This is a genomic window from Pseudomonas sp. St29 (assembly GCF_001547915.1).
Taxonomy (GTDB): Bacteria; Pseudomonadota; Gammaproteobacteria; order Pseudomonadales; family Pseudomonadaceae; genus Aquipseudomonas.
The window spans coordinates 1471628-1489448 of the sequence record NZ_AP014628.1 but is presented as its reverse complement, the minus strand read 5'-3'; the positions used below and the strand labels follow the sequence as shown (position 1 = coordinate 1489448).

The 17821-nt window shown below is 63.4% G+C and carries 19 protein-coding genes; 14 read left to right on the top strand and 5 right to left on the bottom strand.

The window, feature by feature from the left end; genetic code table 11:
* The first annotated feature begins 217 nt into the window (after nt 1-217).
* From PST29_RS06735 to PST29_RS06695, 9 genes are all read left to right on the top strand, one after another.
* The gene (locus PST29_RS06735) at nt 218-1345 is read left to right on the top strand and encodes a branched-chain amino acid ABC transporter substrate-binding protein (protein ID WP_060842659.1); all 1128 of its coding nucleotides are present in this window, start codon (nt 218-220) and stop codon (nt 1343-1345) included.
* 230 nt (nt 1346-1575) lie between these two features.
* On the top strand, nt 1576-2499 hold the full coding sequence (livH, locus tag PST29_RS06730; RefSeq protein ID WP_025127777.1) for a high-affinity branched-chain amino acid ABC transporter permease LivH: 924 nt from the start codon (nt 1576-1578) through the stop codon (nt 2497-2499).
* The gene (locus PST29_RS06725) at nt 2496-3752 is read left to right on the top strand and encodes a high-affinity branched-chain amino acid ABC transporter permease LivM (protein WP_047302207.1); all 1257 of its coding nucleotides are present in this window, start codon (nt 2496-2498) and stop codon (nt 3750-3752) included. Before livH ends, PST29_RS06725 begins: the two co-directional genes overlap by 4 nt.
* Entirely contained in the window at nt 3749-4516 is a 768-nt protein-coding gene (gene livG, locus PST29_RS06720) for a high-affinity branched-chain amino acid ABC transporter ATP-binding protein LivG (RefSeq protein ID WP_060837861.1), read from the top strand. The genes PST29_RS06725 and livG overlap by 4 nt, the downstream gene beginning before the upstream one ends.
* Nucleotides 4517-5218 carry an ABC transporter ATP-binding protein gene (locus PST29_RS06715; RefSeq protein WP_016967589.1) on the top strand — a complete coding sequence of 234 codons (702 nt, stop codon included), beginning with the start codon at nt 4517-4519 and terminating at the stop codon, nt 5216-5218.
* 155 nt (nt 5219-5373) lie between these two features.
* On the top strand, nt 5374-5676 hold the full coding sequence (locus PST29_RS06710; RefSeq protein WP_060837859.1) for a BufA1 family periplasmic bufferin-type metallophore: 303 nt from the start codon (nt 5374-5376) through the stop codon (nt 5674-5676).
* A 25-nt stretch (nt 5677-5701) separates the two neighbouring features.
* The gene (gene bufB, locus PST29_RS06705; RefSeq protein WP_060842658.1) at nt 5702-6592 is read left to right on the top strand and encodes an MNIO family bufferin maturase; all 891 of its coding nucleotides are present in this window, start codon (nt 5702-5704) and stop codon (nt 6590-6592) included.
* Nucleotides 6589-7359, top strand: a complete 771-nt coding sequence (locus tag PST29_RS06700; protein ID WP_060837857.1) for an HvfC/BufC N-terminal domain-containing protein — start codon at nt 6589-6591, stop codon at nt 7357-7359. Before bufB ends, PST29_RS06700 begins: the two co-directional genes overlap by 4 nt.
* Nucleotides 7360-7361: 2 nt before the next feature.
* Nucleotides 7362-7871: a DoxX family protein gene (locus tag PST29_RS06695; RefSeq protein WP_060842657.1), complete on the top strand. Its 510-nt coding sequence runs from the start codon at nt 7362-7364 to the stop codon at nt 7869-7871.
* Between the two features lie 71 nt (nt 7872-7942).
* Here PST29_RS06695 and PST29_RS06690 read toward each other — a convergent pair whose 3' ends face one another.
* Complete coding sequence (locus tag PST29_RS06690; RefSeq protein WP_060837855.1) at nt 7943-8851, bottom strand: LysR family transcriptional regulator; 909 nt, start codon at nt 8849-8851, stop codon at nt 7943-7945.
* A gap of 104 nt (nt 8852-8955) precedes the next feature.
* Between PST29_RS06690 and PST29_RS06685 the strand changes: the two genes are divergently transcribed.
* From PST29_RS06685 to PST29_RS06675, 3 genes are all read left to right on the top strand, one after another.
* Nucleotides 8956-9555 carry a short chain dehydrogenase gene (locus PST29_RS06685; protein ID WP_060837854.1) on the top strand — a complete coding sequence of 200 codons (600 nt, stop codon included), beginning with the start codon at nt 8956-8958 and terminating at the stop codon, nt 9553-9555.
* 193 nt (nt 9556-9748) lie between these two features.
* Complete coding sequence (locus PST29_RS06680) at nt 9749-10426, top strand: hypothetical protein (RefSeq protein ID WP_060845074.1); 678 nt, start codon at nt 9749-9751, stop codon at nt 10424-10426.
* Nucleotides 10427-10538: 112 nt separating this feature from the next.
* Nucleotides 10539-12152, top strand: a complete 1614-nt coding sequence (locus tag PST29_RS06675) for an NAD(P)/FAD-dependent oxidoreductase (RefSeq protein ID WP_060837853.1) — start codon at nt 10539-10541, stop codon at nt 12150-12152.
* A gap of 132 nt (nt 12153-12284) precedes the next feature.
* Here PST29_RS06675 and PST29_RS06670 read toward each other — a convergent pair whose 3' ends face one another.
* Nucleotides 12285-13379: a PLP-dependent cysteine synthase family protein gene (locus PST29_RS06670; protein WP_060837852.1), complete on the bottom strand. Its 1095-nt coding sequence runs from the start codon at nt 13377-13379 to the stop codon at nt 12285-12287.
* A gap of 322 nt (nt 13380-13701) precedes the next feature.
* Between PST29_RS06670 and nhaA the strand changes: the two genes are divergently transcribed.
* Nucleotides 13702-14889: a Na+/H+ antiporter NhaA gene (gene nhaA / locus PST29_RS06665; protein WP_060837851.1), complete on the top strand. Its 1188-nt coding sequence runs from the start codon at nt 13702-13704 to the stop codon at nt 14887-14889.
* A gap of 78 nt (nt 14890-14967) precedes the next feature.
* Here the strand turns inward: nhaA and PST29_RS06660 are convergent, their stop codons facing one another.
* Nucleotides 14968-15432 carry a glycine zipper 2TM domain-containing protein gene (locus PST29_RS06660; RefSeq protein WP_016965081.1) on the bottom strand — a complete coding sequence of 155 codons (465 nt, stop codon included), beginning with the start codon at nt 15430-15432 and terminating at the stop codon, nt 14968-14970.
* Nucleotides 15433-15606: 174 nt separating this feature from the next.
* Between PST29_RS06660 and PST29_RS06655 the strand changes: the two genes are divergently transcribed.
* The gene (locus PST29_RS06655; protein WP_016965080.1) at nt 15607-15843 is read left to right on the top strand and encodes a hypothetical protein; all 237 of its coding nucleotides are present in this window, start codon (nt 15607-15609) and stop codon (nt 15841-15843) included.
* Nucleotides 15844-15853: 10 nt separating this feature from the next.
* On the opposite strand, the gene pdxH is transcribed toward PST29_RS06655, so the two are convergent.
* Nucleotides 15854-16501: a pyridoxamine 5'-phosphate oxidase gene (gene pdxH / locus PST29_RS06650; RefSeq protein ID WP_060842656.1), complete on the bottom strand. Its 648-nt coding sequence runs from the start codon at nt 16499-16501 to the stop codon at nt 15854-15856.
* A 23-nt stretch (nt 16502-16524) separates the two neighbouring features.
* A complete protein-coding gene (locus PST29_RS06645; RefSeq protein WP_060837848.1) occupies nt 16525-17763 on the bottom strand; it encodes an OmpA family protein in 1239 nt (412 codons plus the stop codon).
* Between the last annotated feature and the right edge of the window lie 58 nt (nt 17764-17821).

Sequence of the window (17821 nt, the reverse complement as noted above, 5' to 3'; positions counted from 1 at the left end):
CAAGCCACGCCGCAAATCTGTCTTTTTCTTTCAATTAAGCGACACTCCGCGTTTTTGCCCCCAGCCGCCAGCTTTTCAAGCGAACAACCGGCGCTCTACACTGTACCGGTACAGTTGCCAGGGGCATTTCCGACGGATATTCGCGATATATCTGATTCGGTTCTGCGACCCAAGGCCGCCGGAACTATAAAAATTACAACAGTAAGAGTGGAGCACTATGAATAAGGCTACTAAGCAGATTTCCAAACTGTTTGCCGCTATGGTCCTGGCCGGTGTTGCCAGCCATTCGTTCGCAGCTGACACCATCAAGATCGGTATCGCCGGCCCCAAGACCGGCCCGGTAGCCCAATACGGCGACATGCAGTTCAGTGGCGCCAAAATGGCCATCGAACAGATCAACGCCAAGGGCGGCGTCAACGGCAAGAAGCTCGAAGCCGTTGAATACGATGACGCCTGCGACCCTAAACAAGCCGTGGCGGTGGCCAACAAAGTGGTCAACGATGGCGTCAAGTTCGTGGTCGGCCACCTGTGCTCCAGCTCCACTCAACCCGCTTCCGACATCTACGAAGACGAAGGCGTGGTGATGATCACCCCCGCCGCCACCAGCCCGGACATCACCGCCCGTGGTTACAAGATGGTGTTCCGCACCATCGGCCTGGACAGCGCCCAGGGCCCGGCCGCCGGCAACTACATCGCCGATCACGTGAAGCCCAAGATCGTCGCCGTGCTCCACGACAAGCAGCAGTACGGTGAAGGCATCGCCACCGCCGTGAAGCAGACCCTGGAGAAGAAAGGCACCAAAGTGGCCGTGTTCGAAGGCATCAACGCCGGCGACAAGGACTTCTCTTCGCTGATCGCCAAGCTCAAGCAAGCCAACGTCGACTTCGTCTACTACGGCGGCTACCACCCAGAGCTGGGCCTGATCCTGCGTCAAGCCCAGGAAAAGGGCCTGAAGGCCAAGTTCATGGGTCCGGAAGGCGTGGGTAACGACTCCATTTCGCAGATCGCCAAGGACGCTTCCGAAGGCCTGCTGGTAACCCTGCCGAAATCCTTCGACCAGGACCCGGCCAACGTCGCCCTGGCTGACGCGTTCAAGGCCAAGAAAGAAGACCCGAGCGGTCCTTTCGTATTCCCTTCCTACTCCGCCGTTGAAGTGATCGCTGGCGCCATTACCAACGCCAAGAGCGAAGACTCGGCCAAGGTGGCTGAAGCCATCCACGCCGGCACCTTCAAGACCCCCACCGGCGACCTGAGCTTCGATGCCAAGGGCGACTTGAAAGACTTCAAATTCGTGGTCTACGAGTGGCACTTCGGCAAACCTAAAACCGAAGTTTCTCCTCAGTAAGGCGCGGCCTGACTGACTGCCAATAAAGCCCACGGCTCGCCGTGGGCTTTGTTTTAAGAATGTATGGGCCTGTATTCCGTGATCCGGAATCCCGCCCACCTGAAAATCTCAAAACCGTCATCAGCGGTTCGCTGGCAAAACCCAGCCCGAAGTGGGTGCAGATCCACGGGGCCTGGGCGGGAAAATGACTCCACCAGTGAAATGCGTATCAGGTTTTTAGGAGCGTTGTAATGCCTGACATCTATCACTTTTTCCAACAGCTGGTTAACGGTCTGACCGTTGGCAGCACGTATGCCCTGATCGCCATCGGCTACACGATGGTCTACGGCATCATTGGAATGATCAACTTCGCCCACGGCGAGGTGTACATGATCGGCTCCTACGTGGCGTTCATCGCCATCGCCGGGCTGGCCATGATGGGACTCGACAGTGTCCCGCTGTTGATGACCGCAGCCTTCATCGCGAGCATCGTCGTCACCAGTGCCTACGGCTACAGCATCGAACGGATCGCCTACCGCCCCTTGCGTGGCAGTAACCGCCTGATCCCGCTGATCTCGGCCATCGGCATGTCGATCTTCCTGCAGAACACCGTTCTGCTGGCGCAGGACTCCAAGGACAAATCCATTCCCAACCTGATCCCGGGCAACTTCTCCATCGGGCCAGGCGGCGCACATGAAGTGCTGATTTCCTACATGCAGATCGTGGTATTCGTGGTGACCCTGGTGGCCATGCTCGGTCTGACGCTGTTCATCTCCCGTTCTCGCCTGGGACGCGCCTGCCGCGCCTGCGCCGAGGACATCAAGATGGCCAACCTCCTGGGGATCAATACCAACAACATCATCGCCCTGACCTTCGTGATCGGCGCCGCACTGGCCGCTATCGCCGCCGTGCTGCTGAGCATGCAATACGGTGTGATCAACCCCAACGCCGGTTTCCTGGTGGGCCTCAAGGCCTTCACCGCAGCGGTCTTGGGCGGCATCGGCAGTATCCCGGGCGCGATGCTCGGCGGGCTGGTGCTGGGGGTGGCCGAAGCCTTTGGCGCCGACGTGTTCGGCGACCAGTACAAGGATGTCGTGGCGTTCGGCCTGTTGGTTCTGGTGCTGTTGTTCCGTCCGACCGGCATTCTGGGCCGTCCGGAGGTTGAGAAAGTATGACTAGGAATCTTAAATCGGCGCTGTTCAGCGCCCTGTTGGTCTGGGCCGTCGCCTACCCGGTGCTGGGCCTGAAACTGACCATCGTCGGCATCAACCTGGAAGTCCACGACACCAGCCCGGCCATTCTCGCCACCATCGCGGTGTGCTCGGTGCTGATGTTCCTGCGGGTGCTGTTCCACAGCCAGATCAGCGCCGCCTGGAAGTCCTCTCCCAGCATGCCGCTGATCCCGGCCAAGGCCAGCAACTTCCTGACCCTGCCCGGCACTCAGCGCTGGATCATCCTGGCGTTGATCCTCGGCGCCCTGATCTGGCCGTTCTTCGGCTCCCGCGGCGCGGTGGACATCGCCACGCTGATCCTGATCTACGTGATGCTGGGCCTGGGCCTGAACATCGTCGTCGGTCTGGCCGGCCTGCTGGACCTGGGCTACGTGGGCTTCTACGCCGTCGGCGCCTACAGCTACGCGCTGCTGTCGCACTACTTCGGCCTGAGCTTCTGGATCTGTCTGCCGATCGCCGGGATGATGGCGGCCACCTTCGGCTTCCTGCTGGGGTTCCCGGTGCTGCGCCTGCGGGGCGACTACCTGGCCATCGTGACCCTGGGCTTCGGCGAGATCATCCGTCTGCTGCTGCGCAACATGACCGATCTCACCGGCGGCCCGAACGGCATCAGCAACATCGAGAAGCCGACGTTCTTCGGCCTGACCTTCGAACGCAAGGCGGCGGAAGGCCTGCAGACCTTCCACGAGTTCTTCGGCCTGGAATACAACTCGATCAACAAGGTGATCTTCCTCTACCTGGTGGCCCTGCTGCTGGCGCTGGGAGCGCTGTTCGTCATCAACCGCCTGCTGCGCATGCCGATTGGCCGCGCCTGGGAAGCCTTGCGTGAAGACGAGATCGCCTGCCGCGCCCTGGGCCTGAACCCCACCGTGATCAAGCTCTCGGCCTTTACCCTGGGCGCCGCGTTCGCCGGTTTTGCCGGCAGCTTCTTCGCCGCGCGCCAAGGCCTGGTGACCCCGGAGTCCTTCACCTTCATCGAGTCGGCGATCATTCTCGCCATCGTCGTGCTGGGTGGCATGGGCTCGCAGCTGGGGGTGATCCTGGCGGCGATCGTGATGATCCTCTTGCCTGAACTGATGCGTGAATTCAGCGAATACCGGATGTTGATGTTCGGCGCCATGATGGTGCTGATGATGATCTGGCGTCCTCAAGGTCTGCTGCCCATGCAACGTCCTCACATGGAGCTGCGCAAATGAGCCGCGAGATCCTCAAAGTAACCGGCCTGTCGATGCGTTTCGGCGGCCTGCTGGCGGTCAATGGCGTGGCCCTGACCGTCAAGGAAAAACAAGTGGTGGCGCTGATCGGCCCGAACGGCGCCGGCAAGACCACGGTGTTCAACTGCCTGACCGGCTTCTACCAGCCCAGCGCCGGCAGCATTCTCCTGGACGGCGAGCCGATCGAAGGCCTGCCGGGCCACAAGATCGCCCGCAAGGGCGTGGTGCGGACCTTCCAGAACGTGCGGCTGTTCAAGGACATGACTGCGGTCGAGAACCTGTTGATCGCCCAGCACCGTCACCTGAACACCAACTTCCTGGCCGGTCTGTTCAAGACCCCGGCGTTCCGCAAGAGCGAGCGCGAGGCCATGGAATACGCCGGCTACTGGCTGGACAAGGTCAACCTGCGGGAGTTCGCCAACCGTCCCGCCGGCACCCTGGCCTACGGTCAGCAACGGCGCCTGGAAATCGCTCGCTGCATGATGACCCGTCCGCGGATCCTCATGCTCGACGAACCGGCCGCCGGCCTCAACCCCAAGGAAACCGAGGACCTGAAAGCGCTGATCAGCGTGCTGCGTGAGGAGCACAACGTCACCGTGCTGCTGATCGAGCACGACATGAAGCTGGTCATGAGCATTTCCGACCATATCGTGGTGATCAACCAGGGCACGCCCCTGGCCGACGGTACGCCGGAACAGATCCGCGACAATCCCGAAGTGATCAAAGCCTACCTGGGGGAAGCGTAAATGCTGCAGTTCGAAAACGTTTCCACCTTCTACGGCAAGATCCAGGCGTTGCACAGCGTCAACGTCGAGATCCGCCAGGGCGAAATCGTCACCCTGATCGGCGCCAACGGTGCCGGCAAATCCACCCTGCTGATGACCCTCTGCGGTTCGCCGCAGGCCCACAGCGGCAGCATCCGTTACCTGGGTGAAGAGCTGGTGGGGCAAAGTTCGGCGCAGATCATGCGCAAGAGCATTGCCGTGGTGCCCGAGGGCCGCCGGGTATTCGCCCGCCTGACCGTGGAGGAGAACCTCGCCATGGGCGGGTTCTTCACCGACAAGGGCGACTACCAAGAGCAGATGGACAAGGTCCTGGGGCTGTTCCCACGGCTCAAGGAGCGCTTCACCCAGCGCGGCGGCACCATGTCCGGCGGCGAACAGCAGATGCTCGCCATCGGCCGGGCGCTGATGAGCAAACCCAAGCTGTTGCTGCTGGACGAGCCGTCCCTGGGCCTGGCGCCGATCATCATTCAGCAGATCTTCGACATCATCGAACAGCTGCGCCGCGACGGCGTGACGGTGTTCCTGGTGGAGCAGAACGCCAACCAGGCGCTGAAGATCGCCGACCGCGCCTATGTGCTGGAAAACGGCCGGGTGGTGATGCAAGGCACCGGCGAGGCACTGCTGACCGATCCGAAGGTGCGCGAAGCCTATCTGGGCGGCTAAGCCCGCGCGTCAATGAAAACGGCCCTTCGGGGCCGTTTTTTTGTTCCGGAATAAAAAACTCCGTCCCAGGCTGTAACAAATCCCCAGGTGCCTTCTCTAGAGGGATAAGCAAGCAAACACGCTTTCTTAAACCCACCCCGATCCGGAGAAACACCATGAACACCACTCGCACCTTGTCCGCCACCGCCCTGGTCCTGGCCCTGGGTTCCGCCCTGAGCATCGCCGCGGTGTCCACCAGCGCCCAGGCTGCCGGCGATATGGAGAAATGCTTCGGCGTGGCCATGAAGGGCAAGAACGATTGCGCCGCGGGCGCCGGCACCACCTGCGCCGGGACTTCCAAGGTCAACGATCAGGCCAACGCCTGGAAGCTGGTGCCCAAGGGCACTTGCGAAAAAACCGCCAGCAGCACCTCGCCCACCGGTTTCGGCCAGCTCGAAGCCTTCAAAGCCAAGTCCTGATCCTGCATCAGCCTGAGTGTCGATGATGAACAACGCCCTGAACCACTGCCCCCGCCACGACATTCAGGCGTGCGCCCCGAGCCTGCCGCCTCGCGCAGGCCTGGGGCTCAAGAGCGAACACTTCAAGGAGGTTCTCGAACAGCGGCCTGACCTGGGCTTTTTCGAGGTGCACGCCGAGAACTACATGGTGGCCGGCGGCCCCTTCCATCATTACCTGGGGCTGATTCGCCAGGAGTATCCGCTGTCGCTGCACGGTGTCGGCTTGTCCATTGGTGGCGAAGGCCCCCTGGACAGCGCGCATCTGCAGCGCCTGGCGGTCCTGGTCGAGCGCTATCAACCCCAGTCCTTTTCCGAACACCTGGCCTGGTCCAGCCACGGCCCGGTGTTCCTCAACGACCTGCTGCCCCTGGCCTACGATGAGCCGACCCTGCAGCGGGTCTGCGAACACATCGATCAACTGCAGAATCACCTGGGGCGAACCATGCTCCTGGAAAACCCCGCCACCTACCTGCAGTTCCAACGCTCGACCCTGGACGAGACGGACTTCATCCGCGAAGTGATCCAGCGCAGCGGCTGCGGCCTGCTGCTGGACGTCAACAACCTCTACGTCTCGTGCATCAACCACCAGCGCGATCCCCAGGCCTACCTGCAGGCGCTGCCGCTGCACGCGGTGGGGGAGATTCATCTGGCCGGGTTCGCCGAAGACCGGGACAGCCTCGGCGACCGCCTGTTGATCGATGACCACGGCGCCCCGGTGGACCGGGAAGTCTGGGCCCTGTACCAGCAGGTGCTGGAGCGGATCGGCCCCATGGCCACCCTGATCGAACGGGACAATCAGGTACCGAGCCTCACCACCCTGCTGGGGGAGGCCGCGCAGGCACGGGCGCTGTTGCAGCGGGCGCAGGTGCAGCCATGAGCAACCACGCCCTCTTCGCCCAGGCGCTATTGAGCAGCGAAGCCACCTGCCCGGCGGGGCTTTGCAGCAGCAACGGCGCCGATCCGGCCAGCCGCTTCGCGGTCTATCGCAACAACGTGCAAGGCTCGCTGATCAACGCCCTCTCGGAAGCCTACCCGGTGGTGACGCAACTGGTGGGGCAGACATTCTTCAGTGCCATGGCCCGCCTGTATGTGCAGGATTTCCCCCCGCACAGCCCGTTGCTCGGCGACTACGGCCAGGACCTGGCGGACTTTATCCGGGGCTTCGCTCCGGCGGCGGCCCTGCCCTATCTGGCCGATATGGCGCGCCTGGAACGGCTGCGGGTCGAGGCTTATCACGCCGCCGACGCCGAACCTCTGCCACCGGCCCGGTTGCTGGCGGCGATGAACCAGCCCGATCGCCTCGGCCAGCTCTGCCTGCGGCTGCATCCGTCACTGCGCACCCTGCACTCGGCCTTCGCCATCGTCAGCCTGTGGGCCGCACACCAGAGCGATGCTGCCTGGCCGGCGTTCGACCTGCACCAGGGCCAGCACGCCCTGGTGCTGCGCAACGCCCTGGAGGTGCAGGTGATGGTGCTGGACGCCGGCAGCGCCACCTTCATCGACAGCCTGCGCCACCACTGGCCGCTGGAAATCGCCGCCGCTCATGCCCTGGACGCCCAGGCCGACTTCGACCTGGGCCAGTGCCTGGGCCTGCTGCTGGCCCACGGCGCCCTCATCGACCTGCAACCTCACCAGAAGGCTTGACCATGAACACCCAGACACCTGCCCCCGTTAGCGGACTGCTGCACCGGATCATTCAAGGGTTCGAGCGCATTCCCTACAGCCTGATCGCCTTCGTCGCGCGTTTTTCCATCGCCGCGGTGTTCTGGAAGTCCGGCCAGACCAAGATCGAAGGCCTGGCCATCGACCTGTTCTCCGGAACCTTCGAACTGGGCTGGCCGCGTCTGGCGGACTCCACCCTTCCCCTGTTCCAGAGCGAATACCACGTGCCCCTGCTGAACCCGGAAGTGGCGGCGCACCTGGCGGCCTTCGCCGAGCACTTTTTCCCGGTGCTGATCCTGCTGGGACTGGCCACGCGCTTTTCCGCCCTGGCGCTGCTGGGGATGACCCTGACCATCCAGCTCTTCGTCTACCCCGACGCCTACCCGACCCACGGCACCTGGGCGGCGATCTTCCTGCTGTTGATGGCCCGTGGCCCGGGCGTGTTCTCCCTCGACCACCTGCTGGCCCGGCATTTTCACCACCGTCCTCTGTAGCCGCTGCCGCAGGCTGCGAACAGGGCCGTAGGCCCTGGAACCGATTCAAGTTCGCAACCCGCCGGCCGCGACTACAGACGATCCAGCGCCTCACCGCTGCGGCGGAACCAGTCCATCAGGTAATCGGCCAGGACCTGGGTGCGCCTGGGCAGGCCGCCCTGATAGGGGTGCACCAGGTACATCGGCATGCTGCGGGTCTGGTAGTCCCGCAACAGCCAGCGCAAGCGGCCATCGGCCAGCTCGCTGTGCAGCACATAGGACGGCAGCCGGGCTATTCCCGCCCCCACCAGGGCGGCCTTCTTCAGCAGGTTGTAGTGATTGCTGGCAAAGGGCCCGGAGACCCGCACCCGCAGCAGCTCGTGACGCTGGTGATAGAGCCACTCCTCCCGCCCACTGTAGTGACTGTTGAGCAGGCAGCGATGCTCGGCCAGCTCCGCGGGAGTCTGCGGCTCACCGAATTGCTCCAGATAAGCCGGGCTGGCGCAGGTCATTTCATGCCAGGCCAGCAGCGGCCGGGCCACCAGGCGCTGGTCGCTGGCCACCTCGGAACGCACGGCCAGGTCAAAGCCTTCCCGGGCCAGGTCGCGGTAGCTGTTGTTCAGGTCCAGCTCGATCTGCACCTGGGGGTAGTGCCGGGAGAACTCCAGCAGCAGGCCGTCGAAAAAGGTTTCGCCCAAGGACACCGGCACGGTCAGGCGCACGGGCCCGGCCATGTCGTCCTTGAGCCGCGCCAGGGCCTGATGCGCTCGTTCCACTTGGGCAACCAGGGCCTGGGCCTGGGGCAGCAACGCCGCGCCGGCGGCGGTCAGGTCCAGGCGCCGGGTGGTGCGTTGCAACAGCACCACGGCGTAGCGTGCCTCCAGGGCGCTGAGGCGCTTGGACAACTGGCCCTTGCTGCAACCCAGGCGCTGGGCCGCCAGGGTAAAGCTGCCCGCCTCCACCAGCACGGCAAACGCCGCCAGGTCATCCATCTCGCTCATGGACTGTTTCCATTTGAAAACCAAAGGTTGCCTATTAGCGCGTTAATCCACGAAAAAAACCACTCTAGACTGCAAGTTCTTCCCCCCTTATCGAGGAACGCCCCATGAAGATTCTCTTGATCGGTGCCAACGGCACCATTGGTTCGGCGGTTGACCGGGAACTGTCCCAGCGTCACGAGGTGATCCGGATCGGCCGTAGCAGCGGCGACTTCCAGGTGGACATCAGTGATGCCCAGTCGATTCGCGCCCTGTTCGAAAAAACCGGACGCTTCGATGCGCTGGTCTGCGCCGCCGGCAACGTCACCTTCGCGCCCCTGGCGGACATGACCGCCGAGCACTTCAGCCTGGGCCTGCAGGACAAGCTGATGGGCCAGGTCAACCTGCTGCTGATCGGCCGCGAGTACGCCAACGATGGCGCGTCCTTCACCTTCACCACCGGCATCTTGAGCCACGACCCGATCCGCAGCGGGGCCTCGGCGGCCCTGGTCAACGGCGCCCTCGACAGCTTCGTGCGCGCCGCCGCCATCGAACTGCCGCGGGGCCTGCGGATCAACTCGATCAGCCCCAACGTGCTGCAGGAAGCCATGGGCAGCTATGCCCCGTACTTCCGTGGCTTCAAGCCGGTGCCGGCGGCTGACGTGGCCCTGGCCTACGCCAAGAGCGTGGAAGGCCTGCAGACCGGCCAGACCTACCGCGTCGGCTGATCCCCCTTGAGTGGGGCTGGCTTGTGTAGGAGCTGGCTTGCCAGCGAAGACGTCCTCCCGAACCGCACAAGGCTCCATGGCCTCTTCGCCGGCCAGCCGGCTCCTACGGTTGATGGCGCCGCGGCGTTCAATCCGGGGTTGTGGTGACCGGGCGGGCTGCGTAACGTGTCGGCTTCCGCTTGGAGGCCCGATGATGCGCACTGCCCGTTCACTGCTTTGTTTCGCCCTGTTGCCACTGTTTGCCGGCTGCCAGATGCTGCCGATGTTCAACCAACAGCCCCAGGCCCCCTCCATGGCCGGGCTGACCCGGATGCAGGGTGAACTCAGTGCGGCGGACGGCAAATTGCTGTTCAAGCCCTGCACCGAGGATCGCCGCTATGTGGTCAGTGACGGCGGCGGCACCAGCGTGCTGCAGGAGGCCGCCACCCTGGCGGAGAAACAGGGCAAGCTGTTCGCCGACCTGCGGGGCAAGTTCTCCGCCAGTGGCAGCAGCGACGGCCAGCTGGACCTGCGCCAGCTGTACCGCGTCGAGCGCTCCGCCAGCGCCTGCGGCGACCCGAACTTCCAGCGCCTGATCCTGCGGGCCGGCAGCAAGAACCCGGCCTGGAACGTCGATGTCAGCGCCAAGGGCATGATGATCGAACGCGCCGGCCAACCGACCCTGGCCCTGCCCTATCTGGAAGAACAGTTGGGCGACGGCCGTTTCAACCTCACCAGCGAAGCCAATCACCAGCGCGTGGAACTCTGGGTGGCGCCGCAGCGTTGCGTCGACCCGACGACCGGCAGCGTCCAGCACCTGAGTGCCGAACTGCGGGTGGACGGTCAGGTGCAGCGCGGTTGCGGCTATTTCGGCGGCTCGCGCAACGACTGATTCGACGAGCAGCGGTTTTAGCCTCACGGCCAGGGAGGATTGCGGCTTATAATCGCCGGTTTGTGCAAAGCAAGCCGGCGCACTGTTGCGCACCGCCTACCCGGATCCTGTCATGTTACGAATCACCGAACTCAAGTTGCCGATCGACCATCCCGATGAAGACCTGCGCGCCGCTATCGTGCAGCGCCTGGGAATCGCCAGCGATGAGCTGCTCGATTTCACCTTGTTCAAACGCAGCTACGACGCACGCAAGAAGTCGTCCGAGCTGTGCTTCATCTACACCATCGACCTCAGCGTGCGCGACGAAGCGCCCCTGCTGCTCAAGTTCGCCGACGACCGTAACGTCAACCCGGCGCCGGATGTCAGCTACAAGGTGGTGGGCCAGGCCCCGGCAGAGCTGAGCGAACGGCCGATCGTGGTGGGTTTCGGCCCTTGCGGGATCTTCGCCGGCCTGTTGCTGGCGCAGATGGGCTTCAAGCCGATCATCCTCGAACGCGGCAAGGAAGTGCGCCAGCGCACCAAGGACACCTGGGGCCTGTGGCGCAAGAGCGTGCTCAACCCCGAGTCCAACGTGCAGTTCGGCGAAGGCGGTGCCGGGACCTTCTCCGACGGCAAGCTCTACAGCCAGATCAAGGACCCGCAGCACCATGGCCGCAAGGTGCTCCACGAGTTCGTCAAGGCCGGTGCGCCGGACGAGATCCTCTACGTCAGCAAGCCGCACATCGGCACCTTCCGCCTGACCGGCGTGGTGGAAAACATGCGCCAGCAGATCATCGCCCTGGGCGGTGAAGTGCGCTTCGAGCAGCGGGTTACCGACGTGTTGATCGAAGACGGCCAATTGCAGGGCGTGGAGCTGGCCAGCGGCGAACAGCTGCATTCGCGGCACGTGATCCTGGCCCTGGGCCACAGCGCCCGCGACACCTTCCGCATGCTCCACAGCCGTGGCGTGTACATGGAGGCCAAGCCGTTCTCGGTGGGTTTCCGTATCGAGCACCCGCAGTCGCTGATCGACAGTGCGCGCCTGGGCAAGTACGCCGGCCACCCGAAACTCGGCGCCGCCGACTACAAGCTGGTGCACCACGCCAAGAACGGCCGTTCGGTCTACAGCTTCTGCATGTGCCCAGGCGGCACCGTGGTGGCCGCCACGTCCGAGCCGAACCGGGTGGTGACCAACGGCATGAGCCAGTACTCGCGCAACGAGCGCAACGCCAACTCCGGCATCGTGGTCGGCATTACTCCGGAAGTGGATTACCCGGGCGGCCCGCTGGCGGGTATCGAGCTGCAGGAGCGTCTGGAATCCCACGCCTTCGTCCTGGGCGGCAGCAACTATCAGGCCCCGGCACAACTGGTGGGCGACTTTATCGCCGGCAAACCCACCACCGCCCTGGGCAGCGTCGAGCCTTCCTACAAGCCCGGCGTGAGCCTGGGCGACCTGGCCCTGGCCTTGCCGGACTTCGCCATCGAGGCCATTCGTGAAGCGCTGCCGGCCTTTGAGCGGCAGATCAAGGGCTACTCCCTGCACGACGCGGTGCTGACCGGTATCGAGACCCGCACCTCATCGCCATTGCGCATCACCCGCGATGCCTCGATGCAGAGCCTGAATGTGAAGGGGCTGTACCCGGCCGGTGAAGGCGCCGGTTATGCCGGGGGGATTCTCTCCGCCGGGGTCGACGGGATTCGCATTGCCGAAGCCGTGGCCCGCGACATCCTCGGCATCCAGGCCTGACGCAGCGGCCCTTTCGCCGGCCAGCCGGCTCCTACCGCCTGCCGTAGGAGCTGGCTCGCCAGCGAAGATGTCATCCAGGACAGTGCAAGGCTCAAGGGCCTGTTCGCCGGCAAGCCGGCTCCTACGACAGGTTCAGATGCCGGCGCGCAATACGCTGGCGGGGAGTGCCTCGCCACGCTCGACGCTGGCCGCTACCGCGTCGATCAAGGCATCCAACTCATACCCCTGCTCCGCCAGCCACTGCTGATCGTAGTAAGTGGTCGCATAGCGCTCACCGCCATCACAGAGAATCGCCACGATCGAACCGCTTTCGCCGGCCGCGGCCATGTGCTGGGCGGCCATCAATGCGCCGATCAGGTTGGTGCCACTGGAGCCGCCGACCCGCCGCCCCAGGCGCTGGGCCAGGTAGTGCATGGCTGCCAGGGACAGGGCATCCGGCACCTTGACCATGGCGTCGATCACCTTGGGCAGGAACGAAGCTTCGACCCGCGGCCGGCCGATGCCTTCGATCCGCGAACCGCAATCGAGGCGCAGGCTGGCATCGCCGCTCTGGTAGTAGTCGAAGAACACCGAACGCTCGGCGTCGGCACACAGCACCCGGGTGCAGTGCTGGCGATAACGCACGTAACGCCCCAGGGTCGCGGTGGTGCCACCGGTGCCGGGGCTGGAGATCAGCCAGCTGGGCTCCGGGTAACGCTCGAAGCGCAGCTGCTGGAAGATCGATTCGGCGATGTTGTTGTTGGCCCGCCAGTCGGTGGCGCGCTCGGCGTAGGTGAACTGATCCATGAAGTGGCCGCCACTTTCACGGGCCAGGCGCTCGGACTCGGCATAGATCTGCGTCGGATCCTGTACCAAATGGCTCTTGCCGCCATAGAAAGCGATCTGGGCGATCTTTTCCTGGGAAGTGCTGGCGGGCATCACGGCAATGAAAGGCAGGCCCAGGAGACGGGCGAAATAGGCTTCGGAAATCGCCGTCGAGCCGCTGGACGCCTCGATCACCGGCGCACCGGGCTTGAGCCAGCCGTTGCACAGGGCGTAGAGAAACAGCGAGCGGGCCAGACGATGCTTGAGACTGCCGGTGGGATGGCTGGATTCATCCTTGAAATACAGCTCGATGCCCGGCTGCCCCGGCAGCGGCAATGGAATCAGATGGGTGTCGGCGCTGCGCTGGAAGTCGGCTTCGATGATGCGGATGGCCTCACGGGCCCACTGGCGATTGTCGCTCATGTTCTATTCTCGTCAGATCGAACGCCGTACCGGCGCAAGAAGATGAAATGCCCCCGGGCTGGACGATCCGGGGAACCGGGACTGACAGGCGCTTTCCCCAGGAAAAACGGCCCGCAACGCCCCGGATCAGACATGTTATGAAATAACTTTCAGGGCTTACAGGTACAGCTGAGAAGCAATTGGAAACACAACTGCAAATGAGCATTTTTAAGCGGGCCCTTTAGCCTCTGCATATAACAAAAAAGAATATAATTTTTGTTTTAACAACTAACTGCACGGGTTAGGGTGTGCCACCTATTTTCGATTTAGATGGAGAGCGACCTTGCCTCTGCGTAGCACTTTCACTCGTTTCTTTGCCATGGAAGCTGCCAGCGGTCTGTTATTGATCGCCGCTGCCATCCTGGCTCTCATCATCAACAACTCGCCACTGTCCTGGCTGTACAACGGTCTGCTGGAAACCCCGGTGGTGGCCCAGATCGGCGCCCTGAAGATCGCCAAACCGCTTCTGCTGTGGATCAACGACGGCCTGATGGCGCTGTTCTTCCTGCTGATCGGCCTTGAGGTCAAGCGCGAAGTTCTGGAAGGCCAACTGTCCAAACCTTCGCAAATCGTTCTGCCGGGCATGGCGGCCATTGGCGGCATGCTGGTTCCGGCGCTGATCTACTGGTTTCTCAACCGGGACAATCCGGCGGCGCTCAATGGCTGGGCGATTCCGACGGCCACCGACATCGCCTTCGCCCTGGGGGTCCTGGCCCTGCTGGGCAAACGCGTGCCGACCTCGCTCAAGCTGTTCCTCATGACCCTGGCGATCATCGATGACCTGGGGGCCATCGTGATCATCGCGATCTTCTACTCCGGCGCCCTGTCGACCCTGTCGCTGATGCTGGCGGCCGCCTGCATCGCCGCCCTGGTGGCGATGAACCGCATGGGGGTGGTGAAACTCGGGCCGTACATGATCATCGGCCTGATTCTCTGGGTTTGCGTACTCAAGAGTGGCGTCCATGCCACCCTGGCCGGCGTGACCCTGGCCTTCTGCATTCCCCTGCGCACCCGCAACGCCGAGCCCTCGCCCTCGCAGGCCCTGGAACACGCCCTGCATCCCTGGGTGGCGTTCGGCATCCTGCCACTGTTCGCTTTCGCCAACGCCGGCCTGTCCCTGAGCGGCGTGACCCTTGAGAGCTTCACCCACCATGTGCCAATGGGCATCGCCATCGGCCTGCTGCTGGGCAAGACCATCGGCGTGTTCGGCCTCAGCTGGCTGGCGGTCAAGAGCGGACTCACGGCCCTGCCTGCCGGCGCCAACTGGGGCCAGATCCTGGGGGTGGCGATTCTCTGCGGTATCGGCTTCACCATGAGCCTGTTCGTCGGTTCCCTGGCCTTTGAGCCCGGCAGCAGCGACTACGCGGGCATGGACCGCATGGGGATTCTCACCGGCTCGCTGCTGGCGGCGCTGATCGGTTACGCCGTCACCGCGGCCGCCAGCCGCAAGAACACGGCGCTGAGCTCCTGATCAAGCAGGATCGGCCAGCCTGAAAACACAAAACCCCGACCAGTTGCCTGGCCGGGGTTTTGTTTTGCAGCAAAGGTATCAGCGGGTAACGCGGCTGGTGCCGTTAACGGTCATGATGCGTACGCGATCGCCGACCCGGAACACTTCGTTTTCCTGCACCTGCTGCACATAGGCACGCATGCTGCCGTCGTCTTCACGCACGGTGATTTCGACGCCCTGGGTGCGGGTCAGGCCTTCTTCAGTGGCCGAACCCAACAGACCACCCGCTACCGCGCCGATTACCGCAGTGACGATGCTGCCACGACCGCCGCCGATGGCGCTGCCACCCACACCGCCGATCACAGCGCCAGCAGCGCCGCCGATTGGGGTCTTGGTGCCTTCGATTTTCACCGGACGCAGGGATTCGATGGTGCCCATACGCACGGTTTGCACGCGACGCGCTTCGTCACGGGAGTAGGAGTCACCGGTCAGGTTAGAGGCACAACCGCCGAGCAACGTTGCCATCGCGGTGAAAGACGCAACCAGCAAAACAGACTTACGCATAGGATCAACTCCAAAGGACAGATGGTCATTAGACTCCGCAGCTTGACGCCTGTCACGGCGCAGCCCGGATAAAATTGGTTTCATTCAGCCGAAGTACAGACTGTATAAACGCTAAACCTTCTCAATACGGTGACGCCAGTTTGCCGCAGAGCGCCACCGAACAAAGGATTCTCCATGGATTACTTCATCATCATCGTGACCACCGTCGCCGGTCTGTACTTCCACTGGTGGCTGTATGTACGCATCAAGCGCTGGACAGACCGGGACCTGGCACTGTCCATGGCCGGGAGCGATGAACAGAAGAAGCAATTCATGCTGCAACAACTGGCCGAGGCCCAACGCCAGAAAGTAAAACGCCGGGACCTGCCGCAATGGCTCGAAGCCGCTGCGGCCGGTTATCCCGGCGAGTGATCCGCAGTCTTCAGGGAGCCAGACGTTCGCGAACCCACCGCTCGCCCTGCAGGCGATAGTTCAAACGATCATGCAGGCGACTGGGACGCCCTTGCCAGAACTCGATACGCTCCGGCAGCAAGCGATAACCACCCCAGTGTTCCGGGCAATCGGGCTGGCTGTCGCTGAAGCGCGCCTCAGTGGCCTTGAGCAGTTCCTGCAATTCGGCGCGATCGGCGATCACCCGGCTTTGCGGTGACGCCCAGGCGCCCAGGCGGCTGCCCAGAGGACGAACCTGATAATAGGCATCGGACTCCTCGGGCGTGACCTTGGCCACCCGGCCTTCAATCCGCACCTGACGCTCCAGGGTTGGCCAGAAGAAGGTCATGGCAGCAAAGGGCCGTGCAGCCAGTTGCTGCCCCTTGGCGCTCTCATAGTTGGTGAAGAAGGTAAAACCTTGATCATCCAACCCCTTGAGCAACAGGATGCGGCAATGGGGACGACCGTCGGTATCGACGGTCGCCAGGGTCATGGCATTGGCCTCGACCGGGGGCTGCTCGGTTTTCACCGCATCGGCAAACCACTGGTGGAACAGCGCAAAGGGTTCGTCCGGGGCCTGGGCCTCGGACAAACCATCGCGGGTGTAATCGCGGCGCATATCAGCCAGAGACTGCGTCATGCCTGCTTCCTTTTCCTTGAGAATCAGTTGTTAGCTTGCGCGACCTTCTTGGCCGGAGCTGCCGCTTTTTTCGCTGGAGCCTTCTTGGCGGCAGGCTTCTTGGCGACGGTGGACTTCTTCGCCGGGGCTGCGGCCTTTTTGCCGCTTGCAGCTGGCACAGGCGGTTTGGCGTCCTGCACGGCGACCATTTCAGTCTCCGATGGCGTCGGCTGGTTGTACTTGCTCAACAGGCCCAACAGGGTGCTGCGCTGGGTCAGCATGATTTCCACACGACGGTTCAGCGAACGACCCTGCGGGCTGTCGTTGGCGGCGCGCGGCATCACTGCGCCCATGCCACGCAGCATCAGGCGGTCCTGCTTCAAGCCGCTGAGGCTGAAGATGGCCGCAACGGACTGTGCACGATCGCGGCTCAGCTTCTGGTTGGCCAGGGTCGGACCGGTCGCATCGGCATGCCCGAGAATCAGCACCGCTGTCTTGGGATCGCCTTCAACCGCCTTGGCCACGCGGGTGAACGGGCCCAGGGTCACAGGCAGCAGCATGGCCGGACGATCCGGGTTGAAGGAGGCGTCGACCAGTGCGGTGACCACCAGCACGTTTTCGCGACGTTCCACTTGCAGCTTGCTGTCCTTCACCGCTTCACGCAGGCGCGGCTCGTAGTCGTCGAGCCAGGCCTGGGTGATTTTCGGATCAGGCATCGGCACGTCCGCCACACTCACTTTGTTCAGAGGCTTGGGCTCGCTCTTGGCAAACGGCCACCACCAGTGAGTCTCGGAATCCGCGGCCTTGGCCACTGCCGGAGCGGGAGCCGGCTCGGCCTTCTTGGCTTCGGCGACCGGCTTGTCAGCCGAGTCCTTGGAGGAGAACGGCCACCACCAGCTGCTGCTTTCGGCCTTCGCGGCGGGCGCGGCTGGGGCGGCGGCCACAGGAGCGGGCGCGGGCGCCGGTTCGGCAGCCGCAGCAACGGCGGGCTTGGCGGCGGCCGGTGCTTTGCCGGCTGGAGCTGCAGGTTTGGCAGAAGCGGTGGCTTTGGCGGCAGGTGCCGGCGCAGCGGCTTTGGCCGCTACCGCCGGTTTGCCCGCAGGAGCGGCAGGCGCCGCTTCGGCTGCGGCCGGTTTCTCGGCCGCTTGCGGGGCTTGATTGCTGCTGCTCTTGTCGGACCCGAACGACCACCAATGGCCGCCATCCGCTTCATTTTGTGGGGTTTGTGCACAACCTGTGACGGTCAGGCAGATGGCCAAGGCTAGAGACTTGTTTGACGACATGGGATATCCACAAAATGAGATAAAAAATTCGGTCTAAATAACCGCTACAAACAGACGC